14 protein-coding genes are annotated in these 16,765 nt (G+C 68.8%); 11 read left to right on the top strand and 3 right to left on the bottom strand.

Going from position 1 to position 16,765, the window contains the following annotated elements:
* Window positions 1-43: 43 nt before the first annotated feature.
* Entirely contained in the window at window positions 44-256 is a 213-nt protein-coding gene (locus tag O1G22_RS41420; protein ID WP_428986536.1) for a carboxymuconolactone decarboxylase family protein, read from the bottom strand.
* A gap of 55 nt (window positions 257-311) precedes the next feature.
* Between O1G22_RS41420 and O1G22_RS41415 the strand changes: the two genes are divergently transcribed.
* From O1G22_RS41415 to O1G22_RS41405, 3 genes are all read left to right on the top strand, one after another.
* Entirely contained in the window at window positions 312-1,292 is a 981-nt protein-coding gene (locus O1G22_RS41415; protein ID WP_270086037.1) for a pirin family protein, read from the top strand.
* Between the two features lie 10 nt (window positions 1,293-1,302).
* Window positions 1,303-1,644 (top strand): GNAT family N-acetyltransferase, encoded by a 342-nt coding sequence (locus O1G22_RS41410; RefSeq protein WP_270086036.1) that lies wholly within the window; start codon window positions 1,303-1,305, stop codon window positions 1,642-1,644.
* Between the two features lie 263 nt (window positions 1,645-1,907).
* Window positions 1,908-3,089 carry an MFS transporter gene (locus tag O1G22_RS41405; protein WP_428986535.1) on the top strand — a complete coding sequence of 394 codons (1,182 nt, stop codon included), beginning with the start codon at window positions 1,908-1,910 and terminating at the stop codon, window positions 3,087-3,089.
* Between the two features lie 23 nt (window positions 3,090-3,112).
* Here O1G22_RS41405 and O1G22_RS41400 read toward each other — a convergent pair whose 3' ends face one another.
* The gene (locus O1G22_RS41400) at window positions 3,113-4,609 is read right to left on the bottom strand and encodes a LuxR family transcriptional regulator (RefSeq protein WP_270086034.1); all 1,497 of its coding nucleotides are present in this window, start codon (window positions 4,607-4,609) and stop codon (window positions 3,113-3,115) included.
* Window positions 4,610-4,630: 21 nt separating this feature from the next.
* Here O1G22_RS41400 and O1G22_RS41395 point away from each other — a divergent pair, with 21 nt between their 5' ends.
* The 8 genes from O1G22_RS41395 to O1G22_RS41360 all read left to right on the top strand — a co-directional run bounded on the left by O1G22_RS41395 (window position 4,631) and on the right by O1G22_RS41360 (window position 14,814).
* A complete protein-coding gene (locus O1G22_RS41395; RefSeq protein WP_270086033.1) occupies window positions 4,631-5,905 on the top strand; it encodes a helix-turn-helix domain-containing protein in 1,275 nt (424 codons plus the stop codon).
* On the top strand, window positions 5,906-8,653 hold the full coding sequence (locus O1G22_RS41390) for a helix-turn-helix transcriptional regulator (protein ID WP_270086032.1): 2,748 nt from the start codon (window positions 5,906-5,908) through the stop codon (window positions 8,651-8,653).
* Between the two features lie 129 nt (window positions 8,654-8,782).
* Entirely contained in the window at window positions 8,783-9,511 is a 729-nt protein-coding gene (locus O1G22_RS41385; RefSeq protein ID WP_270086031.1) for an alpha/beta hydrolase, read from the top strand.
* 189 nt (window positions 9,512-9,700) lie between these two features.
* Window positions 9,701-10,897 (top strand): sugar ABC transporter substrate-binding protein, encoded by a 1,197-nt coding sequence (locus O1G22_RS41380; protein ID WP_270086030.1) that lies wholly within the window; start codon window positions 9,701-9,703, stop codon window positions 10,895-10,897.
* The gene (locus O1G22_RS41375; RefSeq protein ID WP_270086029.1) at window positions 10,869-11,798 is read left to right on the top strand and encodes a carbohydrate ABC transporter permease; all 930 of its coding nucleotides are present in this window, start codon (window positions 10,869-10,871) and stop codon (window positions 11,796-11,798) included. The genes O1G22_RS41380 and O1G22_RS41375 overlap by 29 nt, the downstream gene beginning before the upstream one ends.
* Window positions 11,795-12,610: a carbohydrate ABC transporter permease gene (locus O1G22_RS41370; protein WP_270086028.1), complete on the top strand. Its 816-nt coding sequence runs from the start codon at window positions 11,795-11,797 to the stop codon at window positions 12,608-12,610. The genes O1G22_RS41375 and O1G22_RS41370 overlap by 4 nt, the downstream gene beginning before the upstream one ends.
* 161 nt (window positions 12,611-12,771) lie before the next feature.
* Window positions 12,772-13,746, top strand: coding sequence for an AraC-like ligand-binding domain-containing protein (locus O1G22_RS41365; RefSeq protein WP_270086027.1), 975 nt, complete (start codon window positions 12,772-12,774; stop codon window positions 13,744-13,746).
* Window positions 13,747-14,418: 672 nt separating this feature from the next.
* A complete protein-coding gene (locus O1G22_RS41360; protein WP_270086026.1) occupies window positions 14,419-14,814 on the top strand; it encodes an SsgA family sporulation/cell division regulator in 396 nt (131 codons plus the stop codon).
* 266 nt (window positions 14,815-15,080) lie between these two features.
* Here the strand turns inward: O1G22_RS41360 and O1G22_RS41355 are convergent, their stop codons facing one another.
* Window positions 15,081-16,742, bottom strand: a complete 1,662-nt coding sequence (locus O1G22_RS41355; protein ID WP_270086025.1) for an MFS transporter — start codon at window positions 16,740-16,742, stop codon at window positions 15,081-15,083.
* Between the last annotated feature and the right edge of the window lie 23 nt (window positions 16,743-16,765).

The raw sequence follows: 16,765 nt of genomic DNA, 5'->3' as shown, positions 1-16,765 counted from the left end.
TCGGGAACCGGCTGTCAGGGGACCTTACGGACGCGGTGCTTGCTCAGGGCGGAGATCCGGTTGCACGCGTTGATGGTGATCGCCACCCAGACTCGCGCCAGGCAGCCGGCACGCCCAGGCGCTGAGCGGTCTCGCGGGCGTGCAAAGCGGCCCTGGTGTGCGCGTTCAGGCAGTAGGCGCAGCCGTTGATCTGTGACACACGGAGGTTGATCAGCTCTACCAGGCCACGGTCTCCCCGCCTCGGCAGCGACCGCACGAACCAGGCATGATTGTTGAATATGAAATCATATTCGGATGCGAGAGGGCCCTCGATGAGCAACGTCGAAACGGATCCCGTCGCGCTGCGCTGCGGTGCCGCCGACCACCGTGAGCCCGCGCCGCAGGTCGACGTGCTGTCCGCGCGCGACGTCCCCTTGGGCGGCCCACGGGCCATGACGGTGCGGCGCACGCTGCCACAGCGGGCGCGGACGCTGATCGGTGCCTGGTGTTTCATCGACCACTACGGCCCCGACGACGTCGCCGACACCGGCGGCATGGACGTCGCTCCCCATCCGCACACTGGTCTGCAGACCGTGAGCTGGCTGTTCAGCGGGGAGATCGAGCACCGCGACAGCCTGGGCAGCCACGCGTTCGTACGGCCCGGTGAGCTGAACCTCATGACCAGCGGGTACGGTATCAGCCACTCGGAAGTCTCCACCGCCGCCACCACGATCCTGCACGGCGTCCAGCTGTGGGTGGCTCTGCCGGAACAACACCGGAACACCTGCCGGGACTTCCGGCACTACGCGCCGAAACCGGTCCGGGTGGGCGGGGCGGAAATCAGAGTCTTCCTGGGATCCCTCGCGGGTGACACCTCTCCGGTGCGGACGTTCACTCCCCTGCTCGGCGCCGAACTCGTCCTCGACCCGCGCTCGACGACCACACTCCCCGTAGCGGCCGCCTTCGAGTACGGCCTGCTCGTCGACCAAGGGGTTGTCCGCATGGCCGGAACACTCCTGCACCCGGCGGAACTGGGCTACCTCGGCACGGGAAACGACACCTTGACGCTGACGAACGAGTCGGACACCCCCGCTCGGGCGGTGCTGCTCGGCGGCACGCCGTTCGAGGAGCAGATCGTCATGTGGTGGAACTTCATCGGCCGTAGCCACGAGGACATCGTCGACGCCAGGAAAGCCTGGGAGAACGCGTCCGACCGCTTCGGCAGCGTCGAAGGTTACGACGGCCACCGCCTTCCCGCGCCCGCCCTTCCGAATGCCACCATCGCGCCACGCAAGAACCCGACGCGTCACTGAAAGGCCCCTGATGACACAGCCCGCCGCCGCTCCGACTGTCGAGCGAGTGAACACCAAGCACCGGTACGAAATCCTGGTCGACGGCAAGACCGCAGGCCTCACCGCGTATCGCGACCACGATGACCAGCGCGTTTTCTACCACACCGAAATCGACGACGCCTTCGCCGGTCAGGGCCTGGCTTCGATCCTCGTCCAGCAGGCCCTGACCGATGTACGTGCCGTGGGGAAACGCATCGTGCCGGTCTGCCCTTACGTGGCCAAGTTCCTGAAGAAGCACGCCGAGTTCGCCGACATAGCCGACCCCGTGACCCCAGAAGTCCTGCGATGGCTTGAGACCGAGCTGGAGCACTGACCCAGAGCACCGGCGGTACGGGCTCTGCAGGCTCATCTCTGATGGAGATGACTGACATTCCGAACCATCGCCTCAGACGGGGAAGCACCCAGAGCGGACCGACGCTTACGACTGCGTGACGGCATCGAAGAAGCTGCCGGCCACGCCATGGCACTACCGCCCGCGCCGGTCTCCCGGCTCGCCCCGCCAAGAAGGTGCACATGTCCGCATCATCCGAACTCAGGACCTCGCGTCGGCCCGCGACCGCAACGGCCCCGCACGGCGTGCCGGGGTGGCTGGTCGCACTCCTGGCCGTCGCCTCCGGCATGACGGTCGCCAACCTCTACTACGCCCAGCCCCTGTTGTCCTCCCTGAGCGGTGTCTTCCACACCAGCACGGCCACCGCCGGGGCACTGATCACGCTGACCCAGGTCGGCTACGTGATCGGCATGCTCTTCCTGGTCCCGCTCGGCGACCGGCTGGAGAAGCGCAACCTGGTCACCGTCCTGCTGGCGGTCACGGCCCTCGCCCTCGTGGCGGCGGGACTCGCCACCAGCTTCCCCATGCTGCTGATCGCCTCGCTGGTCAGCGGGGCCACCTCGGTCGTCGCCCAGATCCTCGTGCCGTTCGCCGCCGGCCTCGCTCCTGACCACGCCCGCGGCCGCATCGTCGGCCGGGTGATGAGCGGCCTGCTCACCGGCATCCTGCTCTCCCGCACGCTGAGCAGTCTGGTCTCGGACCTCGCCGGCTGGCGTGTCGTCTTCCTCGGCTCCGCCGCCCTGATGGCCCTGCTCGCCGTAGCCCTGCGCACGGCCCTGCCGCAGCACGCGCCGACCACGACCATGCCGTACCACCACGTACTGCGCTCCACCGTCCGGCTGGTGCGCACGCACCCGGCACTCCTGCGCCGTGGTCTCTACCAGGCGGCGATGTTCGGCGCCTTCAGTGCCTTCTGGACCACGGTCTCCTTCGTCCTGACCGGCCCCCGCTTCCACTACTCCCCCGTCGGGGTCGGCGTGTTCGCCCTCGTCGGCGCGGCCGGAGCGGCCATCGCCCCGTTCGCCGGGCACTGGGCCGACCGTGGGCTCGTGCGCCCCATGACCGGCATCGCCTTCGTGGTCGCCGCCCTGGCGTTCGCGCTCGCCGGGTTCGGCGGACACAGCGTCGTGCTGGTCGCCCTGGCCGCGATCCTCGTCGACATGGCCGTGCAGACCACCCTGATCCTCGGCCAGCACACCGTCTACCAGCTCGACCCCGCCGCCCGCGCCCGCCTCAACAGCGCCTTCATCGCCATGTTCTTCGTGGGCGGCGCGGTCGGATCGCAGCTCGGATCCGTCGTCTACCACGCCGGAGGCTGGACCGGCCTCACCGCACTCGGTGCTGCCCTCCCCCTCGTCGCCCTCCTCTACTGGACCACCGAACGCCGGAAGGGGACGGCAGCGAAGCCGAGCCCGGCAGGCCGGTAAGCCTGGGTCCGCGCAGGTCGGGCTCAGTTCGCGGTCAGCTTGTCCCTCAGCTGGCCGCGCGAGGTGATCCCGAGCTTCGGGAAGATGCGGTACAGGTGCGCGCCGATCGTTCGCGGTGACAGATACAGCTGCTGGCCTATCTCCTTGTTGGAGAGGCCTTCCGCTACGAGCTGGGCGATCTGCAGCTCCTGAGGTGTGAGCAGGTCCCAGTCGGTACGGCTGTGACGCTTGCCGCCCTCGCCCGCCGCACGGAGTTCCTGGCGTGCCCGTTCGCACCATGGCTCCACGCCAAGGGCCGCGAAGGACTCCCGGGCGATCCGGAGCGGAGCGCGGGCTTCCATCACGCGGCGACGCCGTCGGAGCCAGGCCCCGTGGGCGAGCATCAGCCGGGCGCGGGCAAAGGGCGTATGGGACATGTCCAGATCGAGCGCCGACCGGAAGTACTCTTCCGCATCCTCGTCGTCGGCGAGCAGCGCATGGGCGAATCCCAGGTTTATCCGGATCAGTTGGGCCTCGCTCGATCCGGCGGACGCGTCGAGCCGGTGCAACGCGGCTCTCGCCATGGCTCGTTGGTCATCGCCCGTCGCGGCCTCGGCCAACTCCGCGATGGCGATGGTCTGCAGGAACGGGTGGTAAGCCGGGTCGGCCGGGTCGAACACCCGCCAGACACAGTGGAACGCCTCTACGTGGTTGCCGGCGGCGAGGCCGATGAGGCCACGGGTGATCTGGATGAACGCGAGATTGGAGGGGTTGGCCACGGACAGCCCTTGCCGCTCCGCCTCGCCGATGACGGCGAGCGCCGTGTCGAGATCCCCGTGCAATGCGGCGAACTGCGCCTTCGCGATCCGCGCACCGGTCAGCCAGCGCGGCTGGGCGTTCTCCTCGGCCAGCCGCATCGCCTCGGCCACGGCCGGGAGTCCGCTCTCCCAGTCGACGGTGTGCACGGTGCTGAACGCGAGGGACACCAGAGTCTGAGCCAGCAGCCCCAGACGGCCCTGGCCACGCAGGCCGGCCGTGGCGTGCCGGAGAAACCCGGAGGCGTGGTCGTATGCGTTCGCCATCGTGGCCGCAGTGCCCAGGGTGGCGGCGGCCAGAGCGTCGTAGCCGCCCTGTCGTTCGAGGCGCTCCAGGCGTTCGAGGACCGTGGCCGCCCTTTCCACCGGGGTGGCTGCTGCCAGTGTGTACACCAGGTCCGGGTGGAGCTCCGAAACGGGTAGCCGCTCGGCCGCAGCCACCACGCGCTCCCGCAGTTCCCGCCCCGGATCCGACCACCAGCACCGTCGCGCGGCCATGCGCAACAGACGCAGGGCCAGTTCGGGATCGCCGGCTTCACAGGCCCGCTCCGCTGTGGTGATCAGCAGATGGAGCCGGGGCGTGCTCGTCGCGACATCCACTTCGAGCCCCTCGCGCAGCAGGAGCAGCCGTGCCCGCTCCAGCACGCCGAGTTCCAGCTGTTCGGCCTGCTGCTGGACGCTGTGCCAAGCCGACTGCCTGTGCGGTGGCGGGCCGGGTTCCGGCACGCGATCGACTGAGGGGCGCCCATGACACCTGTGATCGACACGGCCGGATTCCCGGACGGCGGGAACAGCGTCCGCCGCTGGAGCCGGGCTGTCTCCAAGGCCACGGTGCCGGTGACGGTCGCTTCGTACGGGGCGCCGACCATGGAAGGCCGGATGACGACCCACCCGCTGGGGCACTTGCTCTTCGTCACGACAGACGCGGATCCGCAGTGCTTCACTCGCAGCCGACGACGGATCGCCCGTGATGCCGGCCAGACCGAGGCCTTCGTGGTGATCGCCGTCGTGGGGGACTGCGGAGCTGTGCTGCAGCAAGGCGGGAGGACGGCCGAGCTCACCGCCGGAACGCTTGCCCTGTGGGACACGGAGCGCCCGCATGTGGTCGACTTCCCGCGCGGTGTGCACATAAAGGCCTGCCTCGTCCCCCGCCGCGCCATCGGCGTACGGGACGACGAGCTGGAACGGGTCACGGCCACCGTGATCGACGCGGATGGTCCGGTGGCTGCCCTGGTCGCTCCGCTTCTCGTGACCCTGGCCGAGACCGCCGTGGACTGCCCTGAGCATGTGGCCGACCGGCTGGCCCGCAACTTCACTGACCTGGTCACCACCCTCATCGCCGAGCGGGCCACCGGTGACGTGGCGGACACGGTCGGTTTCCGACATGCCCAGGCCTGGGAAGTCCGCGCCTACGTGGACCGGCACCTCGGGGATCCGGAGCTCGGACCGGAGACCATCGCGGCTGCGCACAGCATGTCCGTCCGGTCCCTCCACAAGCTCTTCGAGGGGGAGAGAACCACGGTCAGCCGCCTGATCCAGCGCCGTCGGCTGGAGGAGTGTGCCAGGGATCTCGCCAGGAGCGACAGCGGTGACAGGACGATCTCCGGCGTGGCCCGCCGTTGGGGCTTCAACAGTCCGGCCCACTTCAGCCGACTCTTCCACGCCGCGTACGGCATGCCTCCGAGCGGGTGGCGCGACACGCGCGGCGGCGCTGCGCCGTCCGACCCGTCAGCCGTGGTGGACGGGCCTCTCCCGGCTCCGGCGGAGAACGATCGCGTGACGCCGGGTGATCCCCGTCATGCTCCCCGTCGTCGTGAGAAGCGCAACCGAGGACCCTCAGTGGCGAAGCGCTCGAAGACAGTGGACTTGACCTGCGGCGAGGCGGCCACGCACGGTGGACTCGTGGGGAGCCGCGACCTGCGGGACTCCCCACACGGCCTCATGTGTTTCCACGCCGCCGGAGAACGTGGGCAAGGGCCGATCCCGGCTTCGGCGGGCGAGTGCGGACAGGAAGGGGCATAAGTGGCGGGGTCGAACGACTCACTGTCCCGCAGCGGTCTGCGCGGCCGAGAGGTCGAGCTCGAAGAACTTCAGACACTGATCGCCTCGGTGGCTCGCACCGGAAGCGGCGCCTTGGCCCTGCTCCAGGGGGAACCCGGCATCGGCAAGACCACGCTGCTCACCGAGGCCGTCTCCCGGGCCAGGGCGGCAGGATTCTCGGTCGGCCTCGGCAAGGCCGACGAGTTGCATCACATCGTGCCGCTGTCGTCGTTGGCGGCCAGCGTCCTGCATGGCGATCAGCCACTGTTGTCCGGCGACGCCTTCGCCGATCTCGCGCGGAATCAGGATCAGCGGATCTGGCTGGTGGAGCGCCTCGCGGAGGCGATCGAAGCCAGAGCCGGCCGTGTGCCGGTGCTGATCGCCCTGGACGACGTGCAGTGGGCCGACCCGCTGAGCCGGTTCGCCCTGAAGCAGCTTCCGGCACGCCTGCGCACCTCGCCGGTCCTGTGGATGCTGGCCGGGCGACCGGATCCCGCTGGGCCGGCGGAAGAGATCGTCACGGCCGCGGCCGGCGAACTCCCGACGGTCACTGTGCCCTTGGGGCCGCTGTCCGGCGCGGCCATCAGCCAACTGGCCGACGACGCCCTGGGGGCAGCCGTCGACGAGCGGGTACGGGACCTGCTCGACGGGGCCGGAGGGAACCCGTTTCTCGCGGTCGAGATGCTCACGGGACTGGGTACCGCCGAGGCCTCGGGTGATCTGGTGCCCTCCACACTCGTGGTGGGTGTGCGCGGCAGACTCAGATCCCTGGAGCCCAGCACCCTGCGCTTCCTTCAGATGGGAGCTGTGCTGGGGCGCAGGTTCGGCTTCCATGACGCAGCCGCGCTGTGCGGCCGACCGCCCGCCACGCTGATCCCCGCGCTTGAGGAGGCAATGCGCGCCGGGCTCCTGGACGACGACGGCGACGATCTGGTCTTCCGGCACGATCTGCTGCGCCAGGCCGTCTACGTCGACATCCCGCCGTCCGCCCGGAAGGCCCTGCACCGGGAGGCCGCCGGCCACCTCGTCTCCGCGGGCCGCCGGCCGATCGACGCGGTGCCGCACATCCTCAGGGGCGCCCTGCCCGGAGACGAGGAGTGCGTGGCGCTGCTGCGGCGAGCCGGCGAGGACGTGCTGCCGGTCACGCCCGGCCTCGCGGCCGACCTCATGACGCGCGCCCTGGAACTGGTGCCGTCCGCACGGCCGCTGACGTTCGACGTGGGTGAGCAGGCGATCCTCTTTCTGACCCGGGCCGGCAGGAGTCAAGAAGCTCTGTCGACAGGCGACCGGCTGCTGGCCTCCCGACCGCCACTGACCGTGTTCAGCCGGTTGCAGGCCGCTCTCGGCGGGGCGCTGTGGAACCTGGATCTCACCGAGGAACTGCGCCGCCGGACCGAATCGGCCCTCGGGCTCGGGGGTGCCGCCCCGGAGGTCACGGCAAGGCTGTCCGCCCTGCGGGCCCTGGCTCTGTCCCGGGGCCATGATCTTGTCACGGCGCGCGAGGCCGGTGAGACCGCGCTGCGTGCCGCCACCGCGACCGGTGACCGGGAGGCGCACGTCCTGGCTCTGTCCGGGCTCGGCGAGATCGCGCAGAACGCGGGTGACAACGCGGTCGCGCTGGAGCGCTTCGCCGCGCTCAGCGCCATCGATTCCGCTTTCCTTCCGGAAGAGATCGTCGCGCACTTGCACGTGGACGACTTCGCGTCCGGTGAACGACTGCTCCTACGGGCGGCGGACAATACCAGGTCGATGCGTCAGGCGATGATGCTGTGGGCACAGGGCCAGTACGATCTGGGGCTCGGCCGGCTCGATGACGCCGACGCCGACTTCGCGACCATGGAACGCCTGGAAGACGAAGTACAGGCATCCGTCCAGCAGGTGAACGGTCGCGTGATCCGCTCCCGGATCGCCCTGCTGCGCGGCGACCGGGAAGCGGCGCGGGAGCACCTGGTCGCAGCGCGGGAAAGACTGGTGGTCAAACCGAACCCGGGCAACACGGCCGCGGTGCGCTTCCTGGAGGCGGTCCACGCAGAGGCCGACGGGGACATCGGGCTTGCAGTCGACAAGATCCGACAGGTACAGCAGCAAGGTTTCTTCATGCGCTGGCGGCTGTTGCGCGACTGGGTCGACTTCGCGATACGCATGGCCCTGCGCGGCGCGGAGCACGAGCTCGCCGAGGACCTGGCAGCACAGGCCGAGGCCCACGCCGCGCGCAACCCTGCCGTGCCGACCGCCACGGGTATCGCGGCACAAGCCCTCGGGCTCGTGAAAAACGACCTCGCCATGCTCGAACACTCCGTGGAGCTCCTCAAGGCAAGCCCGCGCCCGCTGGTCCGGGCCGCCGCCTACGCCGATCTCGGACAGGCACTCCTGGCGGCGGGCCGCAGACCTCAGGCGGTGGCCGCCCTGGCTCAGGCCCATGGCACGTTCGCCGAGTCAGGCGCCCACGCCGCGGCGGCGCGCCTACAGCGCGATCTGGACGGTGCGGGGGCCGGCAACCGCAGGGCTGCGACCACACAGCGCCCCGTCCAGGGATGGGGGGCCCTCACAGCCTCGGAGAAGAAGGTCGCGCGCCTGATCGCCGAAGGCCACACCAACCGGTCGGCCGCCGACGCCCTGGTCGTCTCTCCGCACACGGTGAACACTCACCTGACCTCCGTCTTCCGCAAGCTGTCGGTGAACTCACGGGTTCAGCTCGCCAACCTGGTCATGGCCTTGCCCGACGACTGAGAGGACCTGTGGGTGATTGGTACGTTCGCGCGATGCCCCGTCGTGACTGAATCCACTTTGCTGGGAATCCGAACTCGATCGGAGGGCACCGCCATGCCATCTGTCCCCCCACCGCCCACCATCGTGCTCGTGCACGGGGCGTTCACCGATGCCTCATCCTGGGCGGCGGTCACCGGCCTCCTTCACACCGCCGGACTGACCGTGCGCGCCCCGGCGAACCCACTGCGCGGCCTGGCGCAGGACGCCGCCTACATCAGAAGCGTGGTGCGCGACATCGATGTCCCCGTCGTGCTGGTCGGCCACGACTACGGCGGCGCGGTCATCACCCACGCCGCCACCGACGCCGACAACGTCGTGTCGCTGTGCTACGTCGCCGGGTTCGGCCTCGACGCCGGCGAGTGCGTCCTGGACATCACGCACCGCTTCGCCCCCGCGCCGGGGGCCGACGCGACCATCACCGCCGCCCTCCCCACTCAGGTTCCCGGCGGCCCGGACCGCGAGCTCTACATTCGTAAGGAACGGTTCCCGCAGGTGTACGCCGCCGATCTGCCGCCACGTGTGAAGGATGCGATGTCCGTGGCGCAACGCCCGATCGCCCAGCGCGCGCTGACCTCCAGATCTGGCACGCCGGCATGGGCCTCCAAGCCGTCCTGGTACGCCATCGCGACCGCCGACCGGATGCTCAACCCCACCGCTCAGCGCTTCATGGCGCAGCGCATGGCTGCCACCGAATACGTGCTGGACGGCTCGCACGCAGTGGTGCTGTCCCAGCCCGCCGCCGTCGTGGCGATGATTCGGGAAGCCGCCGAGCGGGGCAATGGTCGCGGCGACGGTGACGTGCTTCGACAGGCCCTCTGAGCAGGTGAAACCGTGAAGCCCTATAACATGCGTTCGAACGGAAGGTGCCGGCATGGACCACCTTGACGGCACCTCTGGAGTTCGCCCACCCTCGCGATACCGACCCCGCCCACGGACGTCACGTCATTCGGTAAAGGCACCAGCATGATCTCACCGGCCAGACCGCCTGCGCGTCGGATCGCCGCCCTCTTGACCGGAACCATTGCCCTGGTACTCGCCGCCACCGGGTGCGGCGGCGGCTCCGCCCCAGACAAGGTCACCTCCATCACCGCGCTCGACTACTACACCGATGAACCCGAACACTCCCAATGGGGCGAGATACTCACCTCCTGCGGCAAGAGCGCCGGTGTGAGGGTCGAGCAGACGAGCGTGCCGGGGGCGTCGCTCATCCCCAAGGTCCTTCAGCAGGCGTCGTCGCGGACCCTTCCCGACCTGCTGATGCTGGACAACCCCGACCTCCAGCAGATCGCCCAGACCGGCGCGCTGACCCCGCTGGACCAGTACGGCATCGACTCCAGCGGCTTCGCCAAGGGCATCCTGTCGGCGGGCACCTACGACGGGAAGGTGTACGGACTGGCGCCCTACGTCAGTACGATCGCCCTCTTCTACAACAAGGACATGCTCGCCAAGGCCGGTGTCTCCGTGCCGAGGACATGGGACGAGCTGAAGACGGCGGCGGCCAGGCTGACCCGTCCCGGACGCTACGGCATGGCGGTCGACGCGAACGCCACCTTCGAGGGCACCTGGCAGTTCCTGCCCTTCCTGTGGTCCAACGGCGGCGACGAGAAGCGGCTGGACACCCCGCAGGCAGCGCGGGCACTCCAGCTGTGGGTCGACCTGGTGAAGAGCGGATCCATGTCGAAGTCGGTGCTGAACTGGACACAGGCCGACGTCCACGATCAATTCGTCGCCGGCAGGACAGCCATGATGATCAACGGCCCCTGGCGGATCCCCGCCCTGGACACGGACAAGAACCTGCACTGGGGAGTGGCCCCCATCCCCGTCCCCCGGACGGGGCAGACCCCTGTCACACCGCTCGGCGGTGAGGTGTGGACGGTCCCGCAGAACGCTTCCAAGGCCCGGCAGCAGAAGGCCGCCCAGGTCCTCGCCTGCCTGAACAACTCCTCGACCATGCTCGCCCTGGCCAAGCAGCACTTCACCGTGCCCTCCCGCACCACAGTGGCCGCCCGGTACGCCGAGCAGGTCCCGTCGATGGCCGCCTTCGCCAAGAGCGTGGAAGCGGCGCGGGCCCGTACCAGCGAACTCGGCGTCAAGTGGCCCAAGGCAGCGACCGGCATATACACCGCGATCCAGTCCGCGCTGACGGGCGAGCAGACACCGGAGGAAGCCCTCAGACATGCGCAGCAGATCGCGACGAGTAACTGACCCATGCTCCAGGGAGCGGCTGGCCCAGTGGATGTTCCTCGCGCCGGCCGGGGCATACCTGCTGCTGTTCTTCGGCTACCCGATCGTCAAGAACGTCGTGATGAGCTTCCAGCAGTACACGACCACGACGTTCTACACGGGTGACGCGCCGTTCGTGGGGCTGAAGAACTACGCGATGATCCTGACCTCTGACCTGTTCCCCAAGGCCCTGGTGACGACGCTCCTGTTCACCGCCGGCTCCCTGTGCGGGCAATTCGTCATGGGACTGGCCTTCGCCCTGTTCTTCCAGCGCCGCTTCCCACTCGGCGGAGTTCTGCGCTCACTCCTGCTGCTGCCGTGGCTGCTGCCGCTGGTCGTCTCCGGAGCGACATGGAGGTGGATGCTCGACCCCGACACAGGAGTCGTCAACGCAGCGCTGCGCCACCTCCACCTCTCGCCGTCCGGGGTCCCCTGGCTCACGGGCACCTCACAGGCGCTGGTGTCGGTGATCCTCATCAACATCTGGATCGGGATCCCCTTCAACACCGCGATCCTGTACGGCGGTCTCCAGGACATCCCCACGCACCTGTACGAGGCGGCGAAGCTGGACGGCGCCGGTCCCCTGGCGTCGTTCCGCCATGTCACCTGGCCACTGCTGCGGCCCGTGGTGAGCGTCGCGCTGGTGCTGGGCGTGGTCTACACGGTCAAGGTGCTGGACATCATCCTCGTGGTGACGGGCGGAGGACCGGCGAACGCCACGGAGACCCTCGCCACCCAGTCCTACGAACTGTCCTTCCAGCAGTTCGAGTTCGGGCGCGGTGCCGCGATGAGCAACGTACTCATCGTCATCTCGCTCGCCTTCGCCCTCGTCTACCTGCGCGCCGGCCGTCGCGCCCGGAACGTCGACGAGGCGATCTCGTGAAGCGCGCACCGGCCCGTGGCTGGCCGTCCACCATCGTCGGGATCGCCCTGCTCGCGTTGATGCTGTTTCCCGTCTACTGGATGGTGAACGCCTCCCTCCAGCCGGCGGGCAACACACTGCAGGGAGGCTGGTTCCCCTCCCATCCGGACCTCGGCGGATACGTCACCGCACTGCGCGATCAGGGACGCAACCTCGTCACCAGCCTCGTCGTGGCCCTCGGCAGCGTCGCCCTCAGCCTCGGGCTCGCCGCGCCCGCCGCCTACGCACTGGCCCAGTTCCGCATCCGCGGAACCAACCTCGTGCTCATCGGCATCCTGATCACGCAGATGGTGCCGGGAATCGTCGTGGCCAACGCGCTCTACAGCGCCTACAACGATCTGGGACTCCTGAACTCCTACCTCGGACTGATCCTCGCCGACTCCACCGCGGGAGTCCCCTTCGCGATCATCATTCTGCGTGCGTTCATGCGGAACATTCCCAGGGACATCATCGAGGCCGCGCACCTCGACGGCGCCGGCAGGCTGCGCGTCTTCCGCTCCGTGGTGCTCCCGGTGAGCAGGAACGCGTTGATCACCGCGGCCGTCTTCACCTTCCTCTTCACCTGGAGCGACTTCCTCTTCGCCCTCACCCTGACCACCACGCAGACCGTCCGGCCGATCACCCTGGGCATCTACCAGTACATCGGTGCCCACACGAACCAGTGGAACGCCGTCATGGCCACCACGGTCATGGCGTCCGTCCCCGCCGCCGTCCTGCTTGTCGTCGCTCAGCGCTACGTCGTCGCCGGTGCCACCGGCGGAGCCATCAAGTGAGGGGCATCTCGGTCCGGCACTCCTGATCTAGCGGATTCACGCGATGTGCCGGCCCAGGCCGGCTGGCACGGTGTTCTGGAAGGCATACCGCCTTTTCGGTGACCGGGCTGTCCGGTGACCGGATCCGAACCGCCTGTCGATCAGGATGTCAAGGGGGCCAGATGTCCGTCGTCCTTTCCACCGCGGAGCTGTCGGCAGCCGACCGGAGAGAGCGCTGGCATGAAGCGGTGTCCCAGGCGTTCGTACCGCTCGATGTCAATATCCTGGAGGAAGATCCGTCGCCGGGAAGAATCGTCACCCACCAATTGGGTGTCACACAGGTGTCGGATGTCCAGGCCGGGTCTCAAGAGGTGACACGTAGCAAACGCCTGATAGCCCGGGACGGGAAGGAATTCCTTATCCTCACGCTTCAGCGCAGAGGCAGCGCCGTCAAGGAGCAGGACGGGAGAGAGTGCCTGATAGAGCCGGGAGATTTCTCCATCTCTGATTCGTCTCGCGTGTTCAGAAAGAAAGTGGAGCGCGAGGCCTGCTTCATCTCCTTTCAGTTCCCTCGAAAGGAGCTTCGCGTGCGGGACGAGGACCTGCAGGCGTTGACTGCGACAGCGTTCTCGGGTCGTGGCGGAAGTGCCGCACTGGTGGCGACCTACTTCACGCGCTTGGCGCGCGAAACAGCGGGCTTCGACGACTTCGTCGGCCGTCAGTTCGTCGCCACCGGGCTCGACCTGCTGGCACTGTTCATCAATGAGCGGCGCGGCCGCTTCACGCCTCAGGCTCCCGAAACTGCCGCGGCCATGATGGTGCGAGTGAAGGACCACATCTTGCAAAACCTCTCCGACCCGGACCTGTCACCCACCACGATCGCCGCCGCCCACTTCATTTCGGTGCGCTACCTGCACAAGTTGTTCCAGCTGGAGGGAAGCACCGTCGGTGAGTGGATCCGGATGCAGCGACTGGAGCGGTGCCGTCGGGATCTTCTGCGGTCCCCAGCTCTGGGACTCGGGGTGGCGGCCGTCGCCCGGCGCTGGGGTTTCGTGAGCCCCAGCCATTTCAGCCGTGTTTTCCGTGCCGCTTATGGCATAGCGCCTCGCGACTGGCAGCTTCACGGCCTGTCCGGTGAACAGCACACGGCTGAGTGACGTTTTCTCGGCAGAACGATTCACGCGGTGCGGCTCCTGGAGAGCCGTGCCGGTACGAGTCGGGGTAGCGGCGGACCCGCGCTGGTCCAGGCCGCACGCGTTCTTCACTTCCACACCACCGATGCGCTGCCCGTCGACCGCAGACGGACGTAGTGGCGCCAAGCTCTGTCCCGGACGTTCAGCGTCGTGGACATGACCGTCCCTGCGAAGACGAGTGCGTGGTCGTCAAACTGATGAGCAGAGGTGTCGCCCGGCTGGAGCAGGACGGCCGAGAAGCACTCCTTGGGCCGGGGACATCTTCGTCTACGACATGGCGCACCCCGTCCGGTTGAGTCCTCCCCAGTCCCTCCGGAGGAAGTCCCTTGTCCTGCCGAGAGACGTTGTGGGCCTGGGCGAGTTCGGTGCGGCTCACATCACAGCCTCCCCACGGACCCAGGCCACGATCGCCACAGTGGCGCACCAATGGGGGTTTCACCAGTGCCGCGCATTTCAGCCGGGTGCTTTGGGCCGCCTACGGAATGAAACCTCTGCCCGGTTCTTTCTCGTGCCACGTTCCGTGCATTCCGAGACAAGATGCTCCGACCCCGGGATTTAGAATTATTCAAAGGAAATCCGCTTTTGCAGCCCTTGTTGGGGAATGAAATGATCCAGCCTCCAGCCTCATTCATGTACATGGTGACCGTGCTCGTCAGTGTCCATGACGAGCTGCCGGCCCCGCTGCCTGCGGAGCTGCACTACGACATGTCCGACCCCTACGCCGTCCGACTCTCCCTCGGCGCACCCGCGGCCAGACCCGTGCACTGGGTGTTCGCCCGCTCACTGTTCACGGAGGGCCTGCGCCGGCCTACCGGTACCGGGGACGTGCTGGTGATTCCCCGTCACCGTTGCCACCCGAACTCCGTGCGTGTCGTCCTGCGGTCCGCCGGCGGCGCAGCCCTGATCGACATCGCGGAGTCAGCGGTCACCGCGTTCGTGCAGCGGACGGTCTCGCTCGTGCCCCCGGGCACGGAGAGCCTTCACATCGACATCGACCGTGCCCTCGCCGAGCTCACCGGCAGGCGGGACTGAACCGGCCTGGGCCGAGGACGCCGGCGACGACGATGCCAAGGACGAGTGGACGTGGTCCGCATCCCGCCTCGCTCCCGGGATCGCCGCAGTGCCTGGCATCAACGCGTTCGCCTTGACCACAGAAGCACGGGTGCGCGCGACACCGGCGTGCTGCCCTCACTCCGCCCCACCAGTGTTGGGGGCCGTTCCCTTCACCCTGCGGCATCAGTTGACTTGGCGTCGTCCGGCGCGGTCGTACCCGTCCAGGCCCGGTCATCCAGCCGGCGTCACCCCGACGTGTCCATCGCATCGGCCGTCTCCTCCGTCTCCGGCACCACAGGACCCGCGGCGGCGTCGAATGCGTGGGTCACCTCCGGGGCGGTGTCCGTCACCAGCAGGCGGCGGGCCCGCTCCTCGTAACGGCGGTCGGTGGCCGTGAGCCGGCCGTGGTGCTGGGCGAGATGCTCCGACCACGAGGCGACCAGGTAGTTCTCGATGAACCGCTCCCGGTCGTTGCCGTCCTGGTAGAGCCCCCAGGTGAGGGCTCCCGTGCGCCGCCGTGAACGGGCCACGTGATCCATGCAGTCGGTGAAGGCGGCCCGGTTGGCGGGGGCGACCCGGTAGGTCACGGAGACCAGCACGGGGCCGTCGGCCGGGCCAGGCTCGAACACCAGCGGCGGAACGGGCCAGTGGTCGGACGGCGTCGGGTCGATGGCGTCCGCGTCATGCAGGGGCCAGCGGCGCACGCTCACCGCACCGGCCAGGAGCAGCCCGCCGCCGCCCAGCAGGGAGACGGTCAGCCCGAGTCCGTCGGCCAGAGCTCCCCAGACAGGTGCCGCCAGGGCCTGCCCGCCCTGGAAGACCAGGAGATAGACGGCGAGTCCACGGGCTCTGACCCAGCCGGGCAGCCTCGTCTGGAGGGCTGTGTTGAGGGTGGACAGCACGCCGATCCAGGCCAATCCAGCGGGCAGCAGCACGACCGCCGCGAGCCAGGGGATCCGAGTCGTCGCCAGTACGGCCAGTACTCCGGCGAAGACGACGGCGCCCGCGGCGAGCGTGCCGTTGGCGCCGAGCGCGCGGCGGACCAGGGGCAGCACGAAGGCCCCGCCGACGGCACCGACACCGACCGCGCCGAGCAGCAGCCCGTACCCTCCCGAACCCAGGCCCAGCGAACGGCTCGCGACCAGAGGAAGCAGCGACCACAGCGCGCCGCCGCCGGGTATGAACAGCACCGTACGCAACAGGACTCGACGGACTCCGGGCGCATACCACACATAGCGGCGGCCCGCGTGCAGGGCCGTCAGGAGCTTCTCGCTCTGGCCTGCGGGCGCCTGGGGCGACGGTCGCCTCCAGAGCGTGAGAACGCCGGCGATCCCGAGGTAGGACGCGGCGTTGAAGGCGAAGACCCAGCCCGCGCCCGCTGCCGCGACCACCGCTCCGCCGAGGGCGGGGCCGAGGGCGCGGGCCAGGTTCATGTTCACGGCACCGAGCGCGGCCGCCTGTCCCAACTGGCTGCGCTCCACGAGTTCCGGCTGGATCGCCTGCCAGGCGGGCCCCATCAGAGCGGTGCCGCATCCCAGCAGGAAGGTGAGGCCGAGCAGAAGCCCTGGGCTGAGGTCATCCGCGAACGCGAGCACCGTCAGCCCGGTGGAGACGCCGAGCATGGCGAACTGCGCGGCCAGCAGCACCCTGCGACGGTCGTACCGGTCGGCCAGGACGCCCGAGGGCAGGGCCAGCAGTACGACGGGGAGGCTGGAGGCGGTCTGAACGAGCGTCACGAGCGCGGCGTTGTGCCCGACCAGCAGCCACTGTGCGCCCACGGTCTGCATCCAGCTGCCGATGTTGGAGACGAGCTGCGCGATCCACAGCGCGCGGAAGACACGCGCCGCGAACGGGGCCCAGGCCGAATCGGGCCGTGGGCGGTCTTTCGGTGACGGTGCAGCGCTCATGCTGGTCCTTGCCGGAGCCGTGC

The sequence above is a fragment of the Streptomyces camelliae genome (assembly GCF_027625935.1).
Classification (GTDB): domain Bacteria; phylum Actinomycetota; class Actinomycetes; order Streptomycetales; family Streptomycetaceae; genus Streptomyces; species Streptomyces camelliae.
This window is presented reverse-complemented; position numbering and strand designations above follow the sequence as displayed.

Coding starts and splice junctions, on each gene's coding strand:
- O1G22_RS41415 (WP_270086037.1), top strand. CDS start 312: ATGAGCAACGTCGAAACGGATCCCGTCGCGCTGCGCTGCGGTGCCGCC.
- O1G22_RS41410 (WP_270086036.1), top strand. CDS start 1,303: ATGACACAGCCCGCCGCCGCTCCGACTGTCGAGCGAGTGAACACCAAG.
- O1G22_RS41395 (WP_270086033.1), top strand. CDS start 4,631: ATGACACCTGTGATCGACACGGCCGGATTCCCGGACGGCGGGAACAGC.
- O1G22_RS41375 (WP_270086029.1), top strand. CDS start 10,869: ATGCGCAGCAGATCGCGACGAGTAACTGACCCATGCTCCAGGGAGCGG.
- O1G22_RS41365 (WP_270086027.1), top strand. CDS start 12,772: ATGTCCGTCGTCCTTTCCACCGCGGAGCTGTCGGCAGCCGACCGGAGA.
- O1G22_RS41360 (WP_270086026.1), top strand. CDS start 14,419: ATGGTGACCGTGCTCGTCAGTGTCCATGACGAGCTGCCGGCCCCGCTG.
- O1G22_RS41355 (WP_270086025.1), bottom strand. CDS start 16,742: ATGAGCGCTGCACCGTCACCGAAAGACCGCCCACGGCCCGATTCGGCC.